This is a genomic window from Mesorhizobium sp. M8A.F.Ca.ET.057.01.1.1, assembly GCF_003952565.1.
In the GTDB taxonomy this organism is placed as follows: Bacteria; Pseudomonadota; Alphaproteobacteria; order Rhizobiales; family Rhizobiaceae; genus Mesorhizobium.
Window position 1 is genome coordinate 5,399,354 of record NZ_CP034454.1, and the last position, 19,923, is coordinate 5,419,276.

The following is a 19,923-nucleotide window of genomic DNA, read 5'->3' on the forward strand; positions in this document are numbered from 1 at the left end:
CACCGTGAAATAAACGGATCACGATTTGCGACAGTCGGGATGAATGATGGTCCGAAGAGCGTTCTGACTTTAGTTCGCCGGGCGCTCACAAGACCCCGAGCGCCCAAAATCAAATGCTTTTGGGAGAACGATCATGAAACATCTCCTCATTCCGATGATGGCAGGCTTGCTCATAGGTTCCGCTGGCATGGCTTTGGCCACCAATGTCCACACGGTGACGGGCTCGACAGGTCAGCCCGGCCAAACCATCGGAACTCCTCAAACAGGAAGTGCGACCCCCGGCCACGCCAGTTCTGCCCCGGGCTCAGCTTTCAACCCGGATGGAAATGCCGGAACACATTACGCCGGCACCCAGCCGCAAAACTCGAAGAATCCGAAGAGCGTATCTCAGTACGACGTGGCCGGCTTCCAGCAGTCCCATAATCATTAGGTGACAGCACGGTCCGCAGAACAACAGGCCCGGCCGCCGAAGCAGCCGGGCCAACGCATCCGCCAAGTTGACGCCACTTGTCGGCGCGGGCTCGGGAAATCCGCCAGACCACGCGAAAATGGCGGCGATCCGAGCGTTTTCTAACCCTCGGATCTCGGAATTTATCGGGCCAGGCCACTTCTCGGCTTGGTGGGAGTACTCACAAAGATCGATAGTCGGAACGACTTTGCTCTCACCGGGCTTCTGGCGGATTCAATTTGCTTGGTGATCCCCTATCCCTAGGGCAAACTCCCTGCCGGGGCTGCAGGAGGTGAGATGAGAGCACGCGCGGCTACGCTCGGGGATCTCGAGGATGTCTTCCACGGCCTGTCCAAGCGGATGTCGGACGAGTATGCGGCGGCCGGCAAGGACAGTAAGATCGCCTACGACAATCTGATGATGAATTTGAAGGAAGGCCGGGCGCACGCGTTGGTCGAGGGCGAGAAGGCCGTTGCGATCATCGCCTGGCACGAAAACAGCGATGCCGCCGATACGCTGTTTGCCGCGCAAGAGGATTTCTTCCGCGCCTCGACCGTGCGCTTCTGCAAGCGGCATATCAGGCATATCCAGGCGCTGGCCGGCAACCTTCCCATCCATTCGCGCAGCTGGCTGCAGGGGCCCGACGTCGCCCGATGGTTCGGCATCATCGGCTATGTCGAGCACGGCCAGGAGAACGGCGCCAATCTGTTCGGACTGCCGCCGGCTCGCCTCGGCTAAGGAACCGTGGCTGGCGGCAGGTGTTCCTCCTTGCCGCGCCTCCAATCGCTTTAACGCGGCGGCCTTGCGAATTGCACACTCGGCCGCCTTATGGACTGCCTCAGCAAGCGGCTTGCGCAGGACGACGATCGGCGGGATGTTGTTGGGGGGCAACCGGGGCCAAACCGGCAGGCCGAGATCGATATGGCTGCTGTAAAATGTCGCGAGCTTGCTTCGCCTTTCTTACCTTTGCTGCCTTGCTGATGCCGGTAGAGGCAAGCGAGCGCCTGTCTCATCTGTTTGACCGCTCCAACCTGCCGATCGCCTATTTTCGCGAACCGGATCTTGTGACCGCATACACGACTGCAATGGCGCGCTTCCGCCTGCAATTCGCAGGGCGTGCTGGCGAAACCAATTTTGCGATCCCTCTCGAACCATTGCTTTTGAGGGCGGAATTCCGTGCGCGGACATGGCGCGCGGCGGACGGCAGCTTGTTGCAAGGCTTCGCCGGCAAGGGCGGCTTCCGGTTGACTATCGGTAACTGCCTGGCGCGTATTTGCGCAGCCAGCGAATGCAGCGATGCCGGTTGGCCGGTTTACGCCTGCAGCGACGGACGCAAGCGCAAGATGTCCGTCACCGATTTTGTGACGGCAAGATTCGATGGCATCCCCTATCGTCGGCTGAGCGCCTCCCTTGCGCAGCAATGATGGTGCGAGGTGGTTCTTACCGAGGCAGGTGTTCAACCGGTATTCCTTTGCCGCACCGCGAAGGCCGCCTGCACCGCGCGGTTGACCGTCACCGGCAGGATCGACATGTGGTTTTCGCCGGGGTGCAGCTCGAACGACAAACCCAAGAAGGCAGGTGACGCGATCGGGCAACAGCTCCGAAAAACCATCCCGAAAGGGGCCGAAGGCGGTGCCGGGCGCATCCGCCACAGCGCGATCGGGTTGCGCTCGGCAGGCGTTGATGGTTTGTTGCCGGTCAGCGGAGATCAAGTGATGCGAGAATCCATGGGTCAAGACGAATACGGGTCAGCGAACCCCTTCGATCCGGACGACCTGCCGAATTTGAATGCGATCGGACCAGGCATCGGCAGCAACGACTTCGAGAAATACGCGGTCGCCGTGATCATCGTGTTCGGCGCCCTGATCATCGGCGGGCTGATGGCCGCGTCGATGACTTTCGGCCATCGCAACGGGTTCCTCTTCGCTCTGGGCGGCGCCACGTCGGCCTGGATATCGGGAAATGCGCTGCTGCTCGACCGGCCACGCATCTATGCGCTGTTCGTCGGCGTTGCCGCCTTGATGCTGATTGCATCGACCATCACGCTGGTGACCTGACGGCGCCCGCCCGGCCATGAAGCGGAGGCCGGTCCCGAAGGGTGGAATCCGGCCTCGTCCGGCAAGGAACAGACTTGCCGCCTGTCAATATCCAAGCGCTTCGCCCGATGCCGCGCGGCTGTCGATCGCGCCATTGTAGCGCGCGCCGCCGCCCTTCTCGATTTCCGCCAGGCTCTTGCCGCCGACGAGAATGCCCGCCGCCTGGCCCCAGCTCTGGTGAGCGAGATCGAGGTGATAGCCCATCCCGGCAAGCAGCCGCTCGGTATCGGGCGAAAGCCCGAACGGCTCGACATAGACGGTGTCGGGCAGCCATTGATGGTGGATGCGCGGCGCGTCGATCGCCTCCTGGATGTTCATGCCGTGGTCGATGACGTTGACGATCGCTTCCAGCGTGATGGTGATGATGCGCGAGCCGCCGGGGCTGCCGATGACCATGAACGGCTTGCCGTCCTTGGCCACCACGGTCGGGCTCATCGAGGACAGCGGCGTCTTCTTCGGCTGGATGGCGTTGGCTTCGCCCTGGACCAGGCCATAGAGATTGGGCACGCCGGGTTTCTGGGTGAAGTCGTCCATCTCGTTGTTGAGCAGGATGCCGGTGCCGTCGGCAACGACGCCGGCGCCGAACGAGCCGTTCAGCGTGTAGGTGACGGCGACCGCGTTGCCGTCCTTGTCGATGATCGAATAATGGGTGGTCTCCTTCGATTCGCCGAAGCCTTTCGGCATCAAATCCTGCGACACGCCAGCCCGGAACGGATCGATCTTGTCGCGGATGTCCTTGGCATAGTTTTTGTCGAGCAGCTTCGAGACCGGATTGTCGACGAAATCCGGATCGCCAAGCGCCGAATTGCGGTCGACATAGGCGTGGCGCATGGCCTCGACCATGACATGGACCGTCTCGGCGGAACCGGCGCCGAGATAGGACACCGGATAGCCTTCGAGCACGTTTAGGATTTCGCAGATGATGACGCCGCCCGAGCTCGGCGGCGGCGAAGAGATGATCTCATAGCCGCGATAGGAGCAGGTGACGGGCTTCAGCTCGCGCACCGCATATTGCTCGAAATCACCCTTGGCCAGGATACCGCCCTTGGCGCCGCTCGCCTTGACGATTGCGTCGGCGATGGCGCCTTTATAGAAGGCATCGGGACCTCTCTCGGAAATGGCCGAGAGCGAGGCGGCAAGGTCTGGCTGAACCAGCTTCTCGCCGATGCCATAGGGCTTGCCCTCGGGTTTGAGGAAGATGGCGGCGGCCGCCGGGTCCTTCGCCAGCCGGTCGGCGCTGCCGGCGAATGAAGCCGCATCGCCCTGGTTGAGGATGAACCCGTCCCTGGCATAGCCGATCGCCGGCGCCATCAGGTCCTGCCTGGACAAGGTGCCGTATTTCTCACGCGCCATCTCGAAACCGGCCACGGAACCCGGCACGCCGACCGCGAGATAGCCGTCGAGGCTAGCGCCCTTCACCGGATTGCCGTCCTTGTCGAGATACATGGTCTTGGTCGCGGCAAGTGGCGCCCGCTCGCGGAAATCGAGGAAGGTCGATTTGCCGTCCTTGAAGCGGATGGTCATGAAGCCGCCACCGCCGATATTGCCGGCATTGGGGTAGACGACGGCCAAGGCATAGCCGACGGCGACCGCCGCATCGACGGCATTGCCGCCCTTTTTCAGAACCTCCACGCCGACTTCGGAAGCCAGATGCTGGGCCGTGACGACCATTCCGTTCTCGCCCTTGGCGGGCGCCGGCGACGCGGCGAAGACGGCGGCGGATGGTGTGAAGGCGAAGGTGATTGAAAGGCTGACGGCAATGAGCGTCCGGCGGGTGAGGTGCATGGGGGGACTCCTAAGCGGGGACGCCTAGGAAAGACCTTCGGGGGGCGTTAGTCCAATAACAATTGAATAAGCGCGTGAGAGGCCCCTCACCCGGATTGCCAAGTCGAATTGCAAGAGCAATTCGGGCAATCCGACCTTTCCCCCAGGGGAGAGGAGCTTGCCAGCGCTGACCTCTTCTCCCCTCGGGGAGAAGGTGGCCGCGAAGCGGCCGGATGAGGGGGAGTGGCTCGACCTCAGACGATACCGCCGGAACCACCTGCGACCGCAGGCCGTTCGGCCGCGACCTTGGCGCGGTAGCCCGCCGCCCGATAGGCGGCGACCGGATCGATGGCGCCACCGGTCTTCAGCCGCGCCATGGCCAGGATCGGCTCGACATCGGTGCGGTAAGCAGCCTTCAGCGTCTGCGTCGCCATCAGCGCGTCATCGCCGTCCTGAAAACCTTCGAGCGCCTTGCGGTCGACCAGCAGCGCCTGCGCGTAGGCGCGCTGCACCTCGACCGCCGACAGCATCAGGCTTTCGATGGGGTCGGTGACGTTGTGGCTCTGGTCGAGCATATGGGCGGGGTCGAAACCTTCGGCGCCGGACAGTTCGGCATCGACCAGTTCGTTGAAGACCAGGAACAGCCGGTAGGGATCGATCGAACCGGCGTCGAGGTCGTCGTCGCCATATTTCGAATCGTTGAAGTGGAAGCCGCCGAGTTTCTTGAACTGGATCAGCCGCGATACGATCATCTCGATGTTGACGTTGGGCGCGTGATGGCCGAGGTCGACGAGGCAGAACGCCTTGTCGCCCAACTCCTTGGCGATGATGTAGTTGGTGCCCCAGTCCTGGACGACCGTGGAATAGAAGGCCGGCTCGTACATCTTGTGTTCGGTGAACAGCCTCCAGTCGGCCGGCAGGCCGGCATAGACCTCCCGCATGGCATCGAGATAGCGCTCGAAGGCCTTGGCGAAATTGACCTGGCCGGGGAAGTTCGAACCGTCGCCGATCCACACCGTCAATGCCTTGGAGCCCAGCGTCTCGCCGATCTCGATGCATTCGAGATTGTGTTCGACGGCTTGCCGGCGAGCGCCGGCATCGGCATGCGACAACGAGCCAAATTTGTAGGAGAATTTCTGGTCCTTCGCGTCCGAGAAGGTGTTGGAATTCATGGCATCAAAACCGAGACCGAAGCGGGAGGCCGCCTGCTTCAGCCGGTTCGGGTCGGCCTTGTCCCACGGAATGTGCAGTGAGACGGTCGGGGTCGCCTGCGTCAGTTGGCTGATGACGGCGCAGTCCTCGATCTTGTCGAAGATGTCGCGCGGCTCGCCGGCGCCGGGGAAGCGGGCAAAGCGAGTGCCGCCGGTGCCGACGCCCCAGGACGGGATCGCGACCGCGAATTTCTCGACCTTGTCCCTGATGGCATCGATGGCGATGCCGCGCCGGTCGAGGCGTTCGCCGAGCGAGGCGTAGTCGCGCTCAAGGTCGGCCTTGCGCGCGGCGTTATTTTTTTCGACGACGTCGGCCGAGATGATCAATTCGGACACTGCTGTTCCTCCCAGTACTCGCACGGCTGGCGCCGCCCCTCATCCGCCCTTCGGGCACCTTCTCCCCGTAGAACGGGGAGAAGGAAGCTTAGCGTGTAAAGCTCTGCGCGTTGCCGGCGTCGACGTTGATGATGTTACCCGTCGATTTGGCCGACATGTCGGAGGCGAGGAAATAGATCGCCTCGGCGATGTCTTCCGGGAAGACGGAGCGCTTCAGCATCGAACGCGAGCGGTAGTGCTCTTCCAGATCGTCGGTCGACATCTTGTAGGCGGCGGCGCGCTGTTCCTTCCACTCGCCGGTCCAGATCTTCGAGCCGCGCAGCACGGCGTCCGGGTTGACGACATTGACCCTGATCTGGGCTTCCGCGCCTTCCAGCGCCAGGCAGCGGGCGAGATGGATCTCGGCAGCCTTGGCAGTGCAATAGGCGGACGCGTTGGGCGATGCGGCAAGGCCGTTCTTGGAAGCGACGAAGACGATATTGCCGCCGATCTTCTGTACCCGGAACAGCCGGAAGGCTTCCCGCGAGACCAGGAAATAGCCGGTCGACAAGATATCCATGTTCTTGTTCCACAGCGCCAGCGTCGTCTCCTCGATCGGCGCCGAGGAGGCCAGCCCTGCGTTGGACACCAGGATGTCGATGCCGCCGAACTCGACCGCCGTCTCGGCAAAGCCGGCGACGACCTGATCTTCAGAGGTGACGTTGATGAGAACCGGCCTGACGAAATCCTTGCCATAGGCCTTGGCCAGTTCCTCATTGGCGCCGGCGAGCGCCGCCTCGTCGATATCTGCCAGCACCACGCAGGCGCCTTCGCGCAGCAGACGGTTGGCCGTGGCGCGGCCGATGCCGCCGGCGCCGCCGGTGACCAGCGCGATCTGGCCGGCGAGCGACTTCGGCTTCGGCATGCGCTGCAGCTTCAGGTCCTCCAGCAGCCAGTACTCGATGTCGAAAGCCTCCTGCGCGGGCAGGCCGACATAGGACGAGACGGTGGACGCGCCGCGCATGACGTTGATGGCGTTGACGTAGAACTCGCCCGAGATGCGCGCCGTCGCCTTGTCACCGGCGAAGGTGAACATGCCGACGCCGGGCATCAGGTAGACGACGGCGTTGGGGTCGCGAATGGCGGGCGAATCCGGATGCTTGCAGCTGTCGTAATAGGCCTGGTAACCGACACGATATTCGGCAATGTCGTCGGCGAGGCGCGCGATGACGGCATCGACATCGGGCTTTGCCGGATCGAATTCGATCACCAGCGGGCGGATCTTGGTGCGCAGGAAATGGTCCGGGCATGAGGTGCCGAGTGCGGCCAGCGGGCGCAAATTCTTCGAGTTGACGAATTCGAGCACGGCGGCCGAATCGTCGAAATGGCCAATCTTGTGGGTCTTTTCCGAAATCAGGCCACGCATTTTCGGCATCAGTTTCGCAGCGATGGCACGACGAGCCGAAGCATCCAGCGACTTGACCACTTCGCCGCCGAAGATCGCCACACCCTCGGAGCGGCGCTCGAACCACTCGATCGCCTGGTTGATCACCGAAATCGTCGTCTCGTAGCACGCCTTGGGCGTATCGCCCCAGGTGAACAGGCCGTGGCTTTCGAGGATGACACCCTTGGCTTCAGGGTTCTCGACACAGAATTTTTCCAGCCACAGGCCGAGTTCGAAGCCCGGACGCTTCCATGGCAGCCAGCCGATGGCGTCGCCGAAGATTTCATTGGTCAGCGCCTTGGAATCCTTCGCGGCGGCGATGGCGATGATCGCGTCAGGGTGCATATGGTCGACGAAGGGCTTCGGTACATAGGCGTGCAGCGGCGTGTCGATCGAGGCCGCGCGCGGATTGAGGTTGAAGGTGCAGTGGGGAAGATAACCCACCATCTCGTCCTCGTGCTCGACGCCGCGATAGAGCCCCTTCAACGCCTGCAGCTTGTCCATGTAGAGGGTAGCGAAGCCATCGAGCTTGATCGAGGCGCTGTCGCCGCCCGAGCCCTTTACCCACAGCACTTCCACATCCTGGCCGGTGAGCGGATCCTTCTGCCATATCTTCGAGGAGGTGTTGCCGCCGCCATAGTTGGTGACGCGCTTGTCGGAGCCGAGCGTGTTCGAGCGATAGACCAGCAGCTCGGGATCGCTCATCCCCTTGGCCTTCGCATCATCCCACAGATTGGCGAGGCGCGAGCCGGAGCGCTTGTCGAGCATAGGTAATCCTCCCTTGGAGCGCGGACGATGCACCCCTGTTTTCGTCCGGGAATGTCTACGCAAGACACAAACTTGTCAATCACAAACGATCAAGATCGGTCATATTGCACTGCACAATGAAATTATATGATCGGAAATGATTGACACTGCTCGTTTTGGGTGCCTAGATGCTCAGGCAGGGAGGAACCATGCACGAAAAAGAGCGCCACAGGATCATTCTGTCTGCCGTCCAGGAAAAGCCTGTGGTGACGGTGCAGGAAATGGTCGACCTGACGGAGTCGTCCGAGGCGACGATCCGGCGCGATATCGCGGCTCTCCATGTGCAGAAACGCCTGCGTCGGGTGCGCGGCGGCGCCGAGGCAATCTCGCCGCCGCAGTTCATCGGGCTGGCCGGCCGGCCCTTCTCCGTCAACGAAACGCTCAACGCCGCGCAGAAGCGGGCCATCGCACGCGAAGCGGTGGAACTGTGCAAGGACGGCGAGCCGATCATCATCAATGGCGGCACCACCACCTTCCAGATGGTGCATTTCCTGACCGGCCGCCGCATGCCGATCTTCACCAATTCGTTCCCGATCGCCGAGCACCTGCTCAAGCACTCCAAGAACACGGTGATGCTGTCGGGCGGCACGATCTACCGCGAGCAGAACATCATCCTGTCGCCCTTCGACAATGACGTGACGCGCAATTTCTACGCGCGCCGCATGTTCATGGGTGCTCAAGGGTTGGGGCCGCTCGGCCTGATGGAGGGCGACCCGCTGCTGATCCAGGCCGAGCAGAAGCTGATCGACCAGGCCGACGAACTGGTGGTGCTGGTCGATTCCTCGAAATTCCGCAAACGCTCCAGCCTGATCCTGTGCGGTCTTTCGCGCATCGCCACCGTCATCACCGATGACGGCATCGAGGACCGCGAAGCCAAGATGCTGGAAACCGCGGGGGTGACGCTGATCGTCGCCCGCAAGTCGACAAAGGAAGAATCTTCACTGCAGGCCTGAGACCAACTCACGCCCGCAGCGGCGATGGAATGCAACGCTCAAGGGAGGATATCAGATGAGCTTCTTGAAGAAATTGATGGTGACGGCGGCCTTCTCGGCCGCCATGTTCGTGAATGCCGCCTACGCGGAAAACGTCAAGATCGCGCTGGTGGTGAAGTCGCTCGGCAACGGCTTCTTCGATGCCGCCAACAAGGGCGCCGAAGAGGCGGCCAAGGAACTCGGCGACGTCGACATCATCTACACCGGCCCGACCAAGGCGACCGCCGAGGCGCAGATCGAAGTGGTCAATTCGCTGATCGCGCAGAAGGTCAACGCCATTGCGATTTCCGCCAATGACGCCGACGCGCTGGTGCCGGTGCTGAAGAAGGCCATGGAGCGCGGCATCACCGTCATCTCCTGGGATTCGGGCGTCGCCAAGGAAGGCCGCCAGCTTCACCTCAACCCGTCCGACACCGGCCTGATCGGCGAGACCATCATCAAGCTCGCCGCCGACTATCTGCCGGAAGGCGGCGACGTCGCCATCCTGTCGGCCTCCTCGACCGCGACCAACCAGAATTCCTGGATCGAAGCGGCCAAGAAGGTGCTGCCGGAGAAGTTCCCCAAGATCAAGCTGGTCGCCACCGTCTATGGCGATGACGACTCGGCCAAGAGCACCGACGAGGCCAAGGGCCTCTTGAAGTCCTACCCGAACCTCAAGGCGATCATCGCGCCGACCACTGTCGGCGTCGTCGCCGCCGCCCAGGTCGTCACCGACGAGAACCTGATCGGCAAGGTCAACGTCACCGGCTTGGCGCTGCCGTCGGAGTTCAAGAAGTTCATCGACAACGGCGCCAGCCAGGCGGTTGCGCTGTGGAACCCGATCGACCTCGGCTATTCCGCCGTCTACCTCGCCCATGACCTTGCGGTGAAGAAGGAAGAAGCCAAGCCGGGTGCAACGCTGTCGATCGGCCGTGTCGGCAAGGTCACGCTCGACGACACCAACTCGGCCGCGATGGCTCCGCCCTTCCAGTTCGACAAGTCCAACATCGAGAAGTTCTCCAAGATCTATTGATCACTGAGTTTCAAGCTGACGCGGCGGGAGTCACATCCCGCCGCGACTTCAAACGGACCTAGTTTCAGGGCTTGATACGGATATGGACACGACGGCCCGACACAGCGAGACAAAGGAGCGGCCTCCGGCTCCGGCTCCACGCCTGACGCTGTCCGGAATTTCAAAAAGCTTTCCCGGTGTGCGGGCGCTGCACAATGTCAGCCTGTCGCTCTATCCGGGTCAGGTGACCGCGCTGATCGGCGAGAACGGCGCCGGCAAGTCGACGCTGGTCAAGATCATGACCGGCATCTACCAGCCCGATGCGGGCACCATCAGCATTGACGGACACGCCGTCACTCTGCCAAGCGCGCACGCCGCCTTCGGAATTGGCGTCACCGCCATCCATCAGGAAACCGTGCTGTTCGACGATCTCAGTGTCGCCGAAAACATTTTTCTCGGCCATGCGCCGCGCACGCGGTTTGGCACCATCGACTGGCGCATGATGCGCAAGAATGCGCGCGAAGTACTCGACACCATGCATGCCGGCCATATCGACGCCGATGCGCGGCTCAGGGATCTCGGCATCGCCAACAAGCATCTCGTCGCCGTCGCGCGCGCCATGTCGATCGACTCTCGGATCGTCATCATGGACGAGCCGACAGCCGCCCTTTCGATGAAGGAGATCGAGGAGTTATTCCTGCTCATCGAGTTCCTCAAGGAGCAGGGCAAGGCGATCCTGTTCATCAGCCACAAGTTCGACGAGATCTACCGCATCGCCGACCGCTACACGGTCTTCCGCGACGGCGAGATGGTCGGCGAAGGCCTGATCAAGGACGCCGGCCAGAGCCAGATCGTGCGCATGATGGTCGGCCGTTCGGTCGACCACATCTTTCCGCAGCGCAAGGCCGAAATCGGCGCGCCGGTGCTTTCCGTTTCCGGCCTCTCGCATCCAACCGAGTTCAACAATATCGGCTTCGAATTGCACAAGGGCGAAATCCTCGGCTTCTATGGCTTGGTCGGCGCCGGGCGCAGCGAGGTCATGCAGGCGATATCAGGCATCACCCGCATATCCGGCGGCACGATCACGCTGGAAGGCACGGCGATCGCGCCGAAATCGGCGGCGGATTCGATCGAGGCCGGCATCGTCTACGTGCCGGAGGAGCGCGGCAAGCAGGGGTCGTGATCGGCCTGCCGATCTTCCAAAACGTTTCGCTCCCATCGCTCGCCCGCACCTCCAAATCGGGCATGCTGCGGCTGGCGGAGGAATTTTCGCTCGCCCGTTCCTACACCGAGCGGTTGGACCTGCGCGCGTCTTCGCTCAGCCAGGATGTCGGTACCCTCTCGGGTGGCAACCAGCAGAAGGTGGTGATCGCCAAATGGCTGGCGACGACGCCGAAGGTCATCATCCTGGACGAGCCGACCAAGGGCATCGACATCGGCTCCAAGGCCGCCGTGCACGGCTTCATGGCCGAGCTCGTCGCACAGGGCCTTTCGGTGATCATGGTGTCGTCGGAACTGCCGGAAATCCTCGGCATGTCCGACCGTGTCGTGGTCATGCGCGAGGGCCTCGTGGCGGCGGTCTACGACAATAAGGGACTGGACGCCGAGACGCTGGTCAGAACGGCAGCGGGGATCGCGGCATGAAGGCTTTCCTCAAATATCGCGAAATCTGGCTGCTGGCGGCCATCGCCGTGCTGATCGGGCTGATCTCGATGCGCTTTCCGGCCTTTGCCGATCCCGGCAACCTGCGCCAGGTGTTCAACGACACCTCGATCCTGATGATCCTGGCGCTCGGCCAGATGGTCGTTATCCTGACCCGGTCGATCGACCTGTCGATGGCCTCCAATCTGTGCTTCACCGGCATGGTGGTGGCGATGCTGAACGCGGCCCATCCGGCGATCCCGATTCCGCTGCTGATCGTGATCGCGCTCGCCGTCGGGCTGGTGCTCGGCGCCATCAACGGCCTGTTGGTGTGGCGGCTGAACATCCCATCGATCGTGGTGACATTGGGCACGCTGACCATCTATCGCGGCGCCACTTTCGTCATTTCGGGCGGCGCCTGGGTCAACGCCGACAAGATGAGCCCGGATTTCATCGGCTTCCAGCGCGCGGCCTTGCTTGGCATTCCGGTGCTGTCCTGGATCGCCATCCTGGTCATCGCCCTGTTCTTCGTCTTGATGACGCGTACCGCGCTCGGCCGCTCGATCTATGCCGTCGGCGTCAATCCCACGGCATCGGTCTATACCGGCATAGATGTCGGCCGCACGAAATTCATCGTCTTCTGCATCTCCGGCATGATCGGTGGCCTCGCCGGCTATCTCTGGATTTCGCGCTATGTCATCGCCTCGGTCGAGGTCGCCAACGGCTATGAGCTCAACATCATCGCCGCCTGCGTCATCGGCGGCATCTCGATCGCCGGCGGCATCGGCTCGGTCGGGGGTGCGGTGCTCGGCGCATTGTTCCTCGGCATCATCTCCAACGCGCTGCCGGTCATCAACATCTCGCCCTTCTGGCAGATGGCGATTTCGGGCAGCGCCATCATCCTGGCCGTGGTGCTCAACGCACGCGGCGAACGCCAAAAGGGGCGGATTATTCTGAGGAAGGCGGAGGCATGAGCGGGACGTTGAAGTGCTCCCTTCTCCCCGTCACTATACGGGGAGAAGGTGCCGGTAGGCGGATGAGGGGCGGCGCTTACGGTGCAAACAGGATCGTTGCGAATAGCAACGGTCCGATTTGCCTCGGCCGGAACTCACCGCATACGTTGAGCACCTCCGAACGTTGGCGCCGCCCCTCATCCGCCCTTCGGGCACCTTCTCCCCGTATAGTGACGGGGAGAAGGGACGCTCTTTGCGACGGGCAGCGCCAGCGTCTGGAGCATGCCGCATGACCGATACCCCCGCCCCGCGCCACATTCCCGACCGGCTCGACAAGCCGCTCTCTTCGGCGATCTTTTCCTGGGAAGCGTTGCTGGTCGTGGTGGCCATCGCCATCTTCGCCATCAACAGTTTCGCCTCGCCCTATTTCCTCGACCCCTATTCGCTGTCCGATCTGACCTTCAACTTCACCGAGAAGGGTCTGATCGCCTTTGCCATGGCATTGCTGATCATTTCTGGTGAGATCGACCTGTCGGTGGCCGCCATCATCGCGCTCGCCTCGACCATGATGGGCATGGCGGTGCAGGCCGGCGCCGGCACGCCAGTGCTTGTTTTGATCGGCGTCGTGGTCGGCCTCGGCTGCGGCGCCTTCAACGGGCTGCTGGTGACGCGGCTCGGCCTGCCTTCCATCGTCGTCACCATCGGCACGATGAGCCTGTTCCGCGGCATCGCCTTCATCATCCTCGGCGACCAGGCCTACAAGGGCTATCCCGAAAGCTTCGCCTTCTTCGGCCAGGGCTACGTCTGGTGGGTGGTGTCGTTCGAACTGGTGCTCTTCCTCATCGCGGCCGTCTTCTACTGGTTCCTGCTGCACCGCACGAGTTTCGGCCGCCGTGTCTTCGCCATCGGCAACAATCCGGTCGCGGCACAGTTTTCAGGCGTGCGCGTCGGCCGCATAAAATTCATCCTGTTCTGCCTGACCGGGCTGATGTCGGGCATCGCTTCGGTGCTGATCACCTCGCGGCTCGGTTCGACGAGGCCGTCGATCGCACAGGGCTACGAACTCGAAGTCATCACCATGGTGGTGCTTGGCGGCGTCAGCATCCTTGGCGGCGCCGGCAGCATCCTGGGCGTCGTGCTCGCCGCCTTCATCATGGGGCTGGTGACCTTCGGCCTCGGCCTGCTCAACGTGCCCGGCATCGTCATGTCGATCTTCATCGGCCTGCTCCTGATCATCGTTATCGCCCTGCCTATCGTATGGCGACGGCTGCGCGGGGGACGCCTGGCCTGATGTCCGAGAAATACGCATTCAAGATGATGCTCAAACCGGGCATGAAGGCCGAGTACAGAAAGCGCCACGATGAAATCTGGCCGTCGCTGGTCGCGTTGCTGAAGCAGGCCGGCATCTCCGACTACTCGATCCATCTCGACGAGGAGACGAACATCCTGTTCGGCGTGCTGTGGCGGCGCGATGGCCACGGCATGGAAGATCTGCCGAAGCATCCGGTGATGCGGCGCTGGTGGGCTGAAATGGCCGATATCATGGAAACCATGCCTGATAACGAGCCGGTGGCGGTGCCGCTGGAAATAATGTTCCATATGGAATGAGCGCGATCCGCCACGTCGCCGTCATCGATATCGGCAAGACCAACGCCAAGGTGGCGCTGGTCGATCTCGCCACATTGAGCGAGGTGGCGCTGCGCCGCATGGCGAACGCGCCAGTGCGGCAAGCGCCCTACCCGCATCACGATGTCGAAGCGCTGTGGGCGTTCATCCTCGACAGCCTTGCCGACCTCAACCGCGAACAGCGCATCGCCGCCATTTCGATCACCACCCATGGTGCGACCGGCGTGCTGGTCGATGCCGCGGACGAACTCGTGCTGCCGGTTCTCGACTATGAATTCGACGGCCCCGATGAACTCGCGGCGGATTATCACGCGATCCGCCCGCCTTTCGCCGAGACCGGCACGCCGCGCCTGCCGCTCGGCCTCAATCTCGGCGCACAATTCTTCTGGCAGCAGCAAAGCTTCCCGACCGAGTTCGCCAGAGCCGCCGCGATGCTGATGTACCCCCAATACTGGGCGCTGCGCCTGACCGGCGTCCCCGCCAACGAGGTCACGTCGCTCGGCTGCCACACCGATCTGTGGAACCCCTGGACAGCGGATTTTTCAGCGCTGGTCGACCGCCTGGGCTGGCGCAAGCTGATGGCGCCCGTGCGGCCGGCCAGGGACCGCCTCGGCCCGATCCTGCCCGTGCTTGCGCAGCGCACCGGGCTCGATCCTCAAACGCCCGTCTTTTGCGGCCTGCACGATTCCAACGCCTCCCTGCTGCCGCATCTCCTGTCCGATGCGCCGCCCTTCTCGGTGGTGTCGACCGGCACCTGGGTGGTATCGATGGCGGTCGCCGGCAGGACGGTGGCGCTCGATCCGGCAAGGGATACGCTGGTCAATGTCAACGCGCTCGGCGACCCCGTACCCTCGGCGCGTTTCATGGGCGGCCGGGAATTCTCGCTGCTGACCGAAGGCGCGGCGCAGGACTGGAGCGACAAGGACGTCGCCGCCGTACTGGCGCGCAAGACATTGCTGCTGCCGTCGACCCAGCAGGGCTCGGGGCCGTTTCCGCATCATGCGGCTGCATGGCGCAAGGGCGAGGCGATCCCTCCCGGCCAGCGCTTTGCTGCCATCTCCTTCTACCTGGCGCTGATGACCGCCACTTGCCTCGACCTGATCGGCGGCGATGGCCCGACGACGGTCGAGGACCTTTCGCGCGCAACCAATTGTTCACGCGGATGCTCGCCGCGAGCACGGGCCGCGCGGTCATCGCATCGGAAGCCGCTACCGGCACCAGCATCGGAGCCGCCCTGCTGGCATCGGATCAGGGAGCCGCGCATGGCAAGGGCCAAACACAAGAGCCGCCGGCCGGTCCGGCCTGGGCGGAGTATGCGCGCGCGTGGCGAGCGGCGGTCGAGGCAGTTGGCTGATCAGAGGATTCGCTTGCCGAAGGCCGACATGACGAAATTGATGGTCTCGGTGCCGATCCTGGGCTCCAGATCGGCACTCAGGCCGCAGACATCCATCGACAGCAGCCCGCCGGAAAGCGCGATCGCCTCCATCGCCTGATGCGTTTCGCGCACGGTGAGGCCGCCGGAACCAGCCGCCCAGCCGGCGAATTCGGTCGCCGTGGGCGAATAGCTGACATGAAACCCCTGCGTGCCGGAAGTGGCGATGCGGATGGCCTCGTGCATCTGATCGCGCATCCCCATGGCGTCGATATCAGTCATGGTGAAGGCCGAGACGCGCGCATCTTTCAGCACCCGCACTTCCGCCGGATCGGCATGGCGCAGCCCGATGATGACGACGTTTTCCGGCGACAGCTGCGGCTGCAGCGCGCCGGCCTTGTGGTCGAGCCCAAGAGTGCGCGCCAGCACGGACGCTTCGGGCAGATCGATGCCTTCCTCTTCTTCGGGCATCAGGGCCGCTATGGAATCGATCCAGATCAGGCCAAAGGAGTGCGTCGCGCGAGCGGTCGCCGTCAGTGCCTTGTGGGCGACGCGCCGGTCGGCGCCCGCGGTCAGCCGGATCAGTCCGGATGGCGGGCGCTCGACATCGGCCAGTTCCACCACATCGAAATTCATCGCCTCCAGCCGTGCGCCGATTCCCTCCCGGGCCAGGATGCCGGCGGCCTCCGGCTCGGCCGTTATCTGCACCATCTTGCGGCCGGAAAAGCCGGCGACATCGTGCATCGGTGCCTTCTCGACATATTCCGAGGTCATCGCCAGCAGCATCGCGCCATAGCTCATGCGAAAGGCGACGCGGTCGCCGACAGCGGGCGGCGGATCGGCGTCCTGCACATCGAGCAGCAGATGGTCACTGGAGGCGCCGAGCACGCGGATCCCCTTGGCGATCGGCGTCAGCCCTTCGACCAGCACATCCTCGCGGCCGATATTGGCGATGGCGCGCAACCTGTCGCCTTCGTCGGGAAAGACAGGCTGGTTGCCGAACGAATCGTAGCCCGACGTGCCGATCGGCCGCGACGGTTTCAGCTTGACCTCGATGACGTCGCTGGTCAGCCGGCAGGCGTCGGGTTCGAGTTCGGCCCATGGCACATCGCGGAAGGTCTCCACGCCACCCTGCAGGATCGCCTCGCCGACACGCAGATTGTTGATGCCGGTCGGCAATTTGCCTTCAAGCAGCAACGGCAGGGACGACGAGGCCCCGCCGGAGATGAAGTCCAGGCTTTTGCCGGAGAGACGCTCGGTCTTGTAGGCGTGGGCGACGAGCTGGCCGAGATTTTCCTGCGTCGGCATGATGGCGCCGAAGCAGCCGAGATTGGTGCCGATGCCGGCGATCCGCACGCCTTTGAATCCAAGTATCTGCTCGACCGTGGGGATGAGGTCGTTCGGCCAGATACCTTCGCGGAGATCGCCGAGATCGATCATCAGCATGATGTCGTGGACACGGCCCATGCGGTCGGCGATGCGCGATATCTCGCGAATGATCGTCAGTTCCGACTGCAGGCTGACGTCGACGGTGCGCACCACCTCCTCGACGCGCGCCATCGGCGGACTGCGCAACAGCATGATCGGCGCCGATATGCCGCTGTCGCGCAGCCGGCGGATGTTTTCGAAGCGGGATTCGGCAATGCCGGCGACACCGCCGCGCAGCATGGCGCGCGCCACTTGCGGCATGCCGCACATGCCCTTGGTGACGCCGAACACCTTGATGCCTGACAGCGCGCAGCGCTCGACGACGGTGCGGGCGTTGCGCTCGATGCGGCCAAGGTCGATGGCGACTTGCGGTCCCGACATGCCTAGCCTCCGTAGACCAGTCCCTGCGGATCGATCTCCGGCTTGCGGCCGGCAACGAGGTCGGCGAGGAATTTTCCCGAACCGCAGGCCATGGTCCAGCCGACATGGCCGTGGCCTGTGTCGAGATAAAGGTTGCGGTATTTCGCCTGGCCGATGACCGGCACCGAATTCGGCATCATTGGCCGCAAACCCGCCCACAGCTCGGCCTTCTTCTCGTCGAAGGCGCCGGGGAACAAGTCCTTGCCGGTCCTGAACATGGTGGCAAAGTCGCTGGGCTTGTGGGTGCGGTCGAAGCCGGTGAATTCGGCGGTCGAAGCCAACCGCAATCGATTGCCAAGGCGCGAATAGGCCATCAGCTGGTCCTCGTCGGCGCCGCCCATGGTCGGGCCCTTGCTCTCGTCTTCCAAGGGAATCGTCGCCGTGTAACCTTTCACCGGATAGACCGGCAGGTCGATGCCGTAGCGACGGCCGAGCAGCCCACTTTCCGGACCCATCGATATGACGACGGCATCACCGGTGACCGGTCCGGTCGAGGTCATCACGGCGCGCACTCGGTCGCCCTCGATGTCGAAGCCCTCGACCGTGGTGCCGTAGCGAAACCTCACGCCGAGCTTTTCGGCCGCATAGGCGGCCAGATTTTCCACGAACTGCCGAGAATCGCCCGTCTGGTCGATCGGCGAATAGACGCCGCCGGCGATCTTTTCCTTGACGCCTGCAAGGCCCGGTTCCAGTTCGACCAGCCGGTCGCGGCCGACGATCTCGATCGGCAGGCCATGCTCGGCCAGATAGCGATAATTGTCGGTGCCGGTGTCGAGGCTGTGCTGCGAGCGGAAGAAATACAGGATGCCCTTTTTGCGCTCGTCATAGTGGATGCCGGTGTCACTGGAGATGGCGTTGATGCAGTCGCGCGAATAGAGCGCGAGCCGCAGCTTGACCTGGCTGTTGGCACGCAGGCGGGCCACCGTGCACTGGCGCAGGAAACGCAGGCTCCAGGCGAGGAAATAGGGATCGAAGCGCAGCCGCACCTTGATGCCGAGATCATGATTGTAGAGCCCGCGCAGGAACGTCTTAAGTGCCGCCGGCGACGCCCAGGCGGTGGCGTCGCCAGGAGACACCAGCCCGGCATTCGACTGGCTGGTGCCCCGCGCCGGCGCCGGATGGCGCTCGATCACGGTGACCTCGTGGCCGTCGGCGGCCAGGTAATAGGCGGCCGCCGTACCGACGACGCCGGCTCCAAGCACCGTTATCTTCATACCATCCCCCAAAGCTCTTCGCGGCACGGCGCCTCCACGCCGTGTCGCGAGTGCTTCCATAGCGCGTCGCCACGCGCCTTGCGAGCCCTTGGAGGAAGCGCGCTCAGCTCCGTGCGGAGTTCTTGCTGGTCAGGATGCGCTCCCAGGCCAGCGCGTCATTGACGATCTGGTCGAGATCGTCACGCTGCGGGGTCCAGCCGAGTTCGGATCGGGCGAGATCGGAATTGGCGACCACCGCCGCGGCATCGCCGGGACGCCGGTCGCCCATCCTGACCTCGAAATCATGGCCGAAGGCGCGCCGTACGCTGTCGATCACCTCGAGCACCGAATAACCATGGCTGTAGCCGCAATTGGCGACGAGGCTGGCGCCGCCGGCGCGCAGCCGCTGCAGGGCAAGGCGATGCGCGGCAGCCAGATCGCTGACATGGATATAGTCGCGCATGCAGGTGCCATCCGGCGTCGGATAATCGGTGCCGAAGACCTGCATGAACGGGCGCTTGCCGAGCGCGGTCTCGCAGGCGACCTTGATCAGATGGGTGGCGCCCGGGGTGGACTGGCCGGTGCGGCCCTTCGGGTCGGCGCCGGCGACGTTGAAATAGCGCAGCGCCGTGTAGCGGATGTCGTGCGCAAGGCCCGCGTCGCGCAGCATCCACTCGCTCATCAGCTTGGACAGGCCATAGGGCGATTCGGGCGCCAGGCGGGCATCCTCGCGCACCGGTTCCAGGCCGGCGCCGCCATAGACGGCGGCTGTCGAGGAAAAGATGAAGTTCGGCACGCCTTCGCGCACCGCGGTTTCAATCAGCGTGCGGGTCTTCGAGGTGTTGTTCTCGTAGTAGGCGAGCGGGTCGGCGACCGATTCCGGCACCACGATGGAACCGGCGAAATGGATAATCGCGTCGACCTTGTGCTCCCTGATCACCGAGCCGACCAATTCCTTGTCGGCGACATCGCCGACGACCAGCTTTGCCTCCGGCGCCACCGCCCATTCGAAGCCGGTGGAAAGGCGGTCGAGAACGACCACGCTTTCGCCCGCATCCAGCAATTCCCAGACCATATGGCTGCCGATATAGCCGGCTCCACCTGTCACCAAAACCGTCATCCAAATCCTCGCTTACCCAAGATTTATCGGAAACTGTCTCAACAACCGCCTTACTGGAAAGTCTACCGTCTGCCCATTAAAACCCAAGGTAACCAGCGTTCA

General features: G+C 63.2%; 15 protein-coding genes and 2 pseudogenes. 11 read left to right on the top strand and 6 right to left on the bottom strand.

All coding sequences use genetic code 11. The features are described from left to right. Positions 1-133 precede the first annotated feature (133 nt). From EJ077_RS25750 to EJ077_RS32910, 4 genes are all read left to right on the top strand, one after another. A complete protein-coding gene (locus EJ077_RS25750; RefSeq protein WP_208697338.1) occupies positions 134-430 on the top strand; it encodes an adenylate cyclase in 297 nt (98 codons plus the stop codon). Positions 431-745: 315 nt separating this feature from the next. Beyond that, positions 746-1,186 (top strand): hypothetical protein, encoded by a 441-nt coding sequence (locus EJ077_RS25755; RefSeq protein ID WP_208697340.1) that lies wholly within the window; start codon positions 746-748, stop codon positions 1,184-1,186. Positions 1,187-1,383: 197 nt separating this feature from the next. Next, positions 1,384-1,872: a hypothetical protein gene (locus EJ077_RS25760; RefSeq protein WP_245458555.1), complete on the top strand. Its 489-nt coding sequence runs from the start codon at positions 1,384-1,386 to the stop codon at positions 1,870-1,872. A gap of 381 nt (positions 1,873-2,253) precedes the next feature. After that, positions 2,254-2,505: a hypothetical protein gene (locus EJ077_RS32910; protein ID WP_208703133.1), complete on the top strand. Its 252-nt coding sequence runs from the start codon at positions 2,254-2,256 to the stop codon at positions 2,503-2,505. Positions 2,506-2,589: 84 nt separating this feature from the next. Here EJ077_RS32910 and ggt read toward each other — a convergent pair whose 3' ends face one another. From ggt to EJ077_RS25780, 3 genes are all read right to left on the bottom strand, one after another. Then, the gene (gene ggt, locus EJ077_RS25770) at positions 2,590-4,329 is read right to left on the bottom strand and encodes a gamma-glutamyltransferase (RefSeq protein WP_208697342.1); all 1,740 of its coding nucleotides are present in this window, start codon (positions 4,327-4,329) and stop codon (positions 2,590-2,592) included. Positions 4,330-4,562: 233 nt separating this feature from the next. Next, on the bottom strand, positions 4,563-5,855 hold the full coding sequence (gene rhaI / locus EJ077_RS25775; protein ID WP_208697344.1) for an L-rhamnose catabolism isomerase: 1,293 nt from the start codon (positions 5,853-5,855) through the stop codon (positions 4,563-4,565). Positions 5,856-5,943: 88 nt separating this feature from the next. Further along, entirely contained in the window at positions 5,944-8,046 is a 2,103-nt protein-coding gene (locus EJ077_RS25780) for a bifunctional rhamnulose-1-phosphate aldolase/short-chain dehydrogenase (RefSeq protein ID WP_208697345.1), read from the bottom strand. A 188-nt stretch (positions 8,047-8,234) separates the two neighbouring features. On the opposite strand from EJ077_RS25780, the gene EJ077_RS25785 reads away from it, so the two are divergent. From EJ077_RS25785 to EJ077_RS25815, 7 genes and pseudogenes are all read left to right on the top strand, one after another. After that, positions 8,235-9,038: a DeoR/GlpR family DNA-binding transcription regulator gene (locus EJ077_RS25785; RefSeq protein WP_027145694.1), complete on the top strand. Its 804-nt coding sequence runs from the start codon at positions 8,235-8,237 to the stop codon at positions 9,036-9,038. 55 nt (positions 9,039-9,093) lie between these two features. Then, complete coding sequence (gene rhaS, locus EJ077_RS25790) at positions 9,094-10,089, top strand: rhamnose ABC transporter substrate-binding protein (RefSeq protein WP_135861998.1); 996 nt, start codon at positions 9,094-9,096, stop codon at positions 10,087-10,089. An 82-nt stretch (positions 10,090-10,171) separates the two neighbouring features. Beyond that, positions 10,172-11,712: pseudogene (locus tag EJ077_RS25795) on the top strand (sugar ABC transporter ATP-binding protein). Next, positions 11,709-12,683, top strand: coding sequence for an ABC transporter permease (locus EJ077_RS25800; protein WP_208697346.1), 975 nt, complete (start codon positions 11,709-11,711; stop codon positions 12,681-12,683). The pseudogene EJ077_RS25795 and the gene EJ077_RS25800 overlap by 4 nt, the downstream one beginning before the upstream one ends. A gap of 268 nt (positions 12,684-12,951) precedes the next feature. Continuing rightward, entirely contained in the window at positions 12,952-13,953 is a 1,002-nt protein-coding gene (locus tag EJ077_RS25805; protein ID WP_208697347.1) for an ABC transporter permease, read from the top strand. After that, complete coding sequence (locus EJ077_RS25810; RefSeq protein ID WP_208697348.1) at positions 13,953-14,270, top strand: L-rhamnose mutarotase; 318 nt, start codon at positions 13,953-13,955, stop codon at positions 14,268-14,270. Before EJ077_RS25805 ends, EJ077_RS25810 begins: the two co-directional genes overlap by 1 nt. Then, positions 14,267-15,642 (top strand): annotated as a pseudogene (locus tag EJ077_RS25815) (FGGY-family carbohydrate kinase). Before EJ077_RS25810 ends, EJ077_RS25815 begins: the two are co-directional and overlap by 4 nt. On the opposite strand, the gene EJ077_RS25820 reads toward EJ077_RS25815, so the two are convergent. From EJ077_RS25820 to galE, 3 genes are all read right to left on the bottom strand, one after another. Then, complete coding sequence (locus EJ077_RS25820; RefSeq protein WP_208697349.1) at positions 15,643-17,469, bottom strand: alanine racemase; 1,827 nt, start codon at positions 17,467-17,469, stop codon at positions 15,643-15,645. Positions 17,470-17,471: 2 nt separating this feature from the next. Next, on the bottom strand, positions 17,472-18,722 hold the full coding sequence (locus tag EJ077_RS25825; RefSeq protein WP_208697350.1) for a D-amino acid dehydrogenase: 1,251 nt from the start codon (positions 18,720-18,722) through the stop codon (positions 17,472-17,474). A gap of 103 nt (positions 18,723-18,825) precedes the next feature. After that, positions 18,826-19,821, bottom strand: coding sequence for a UDP-glucose 4-epimerase GalE (gene galE, locus EJ077_RS25830; protein ID WP_208697352.1), 996 nt, complete (start codon positions 19,819-19,821; stop codon positions 18,826-18,828). Positions 19,822-19,923 lie beyond the last annotated feature (102 nt).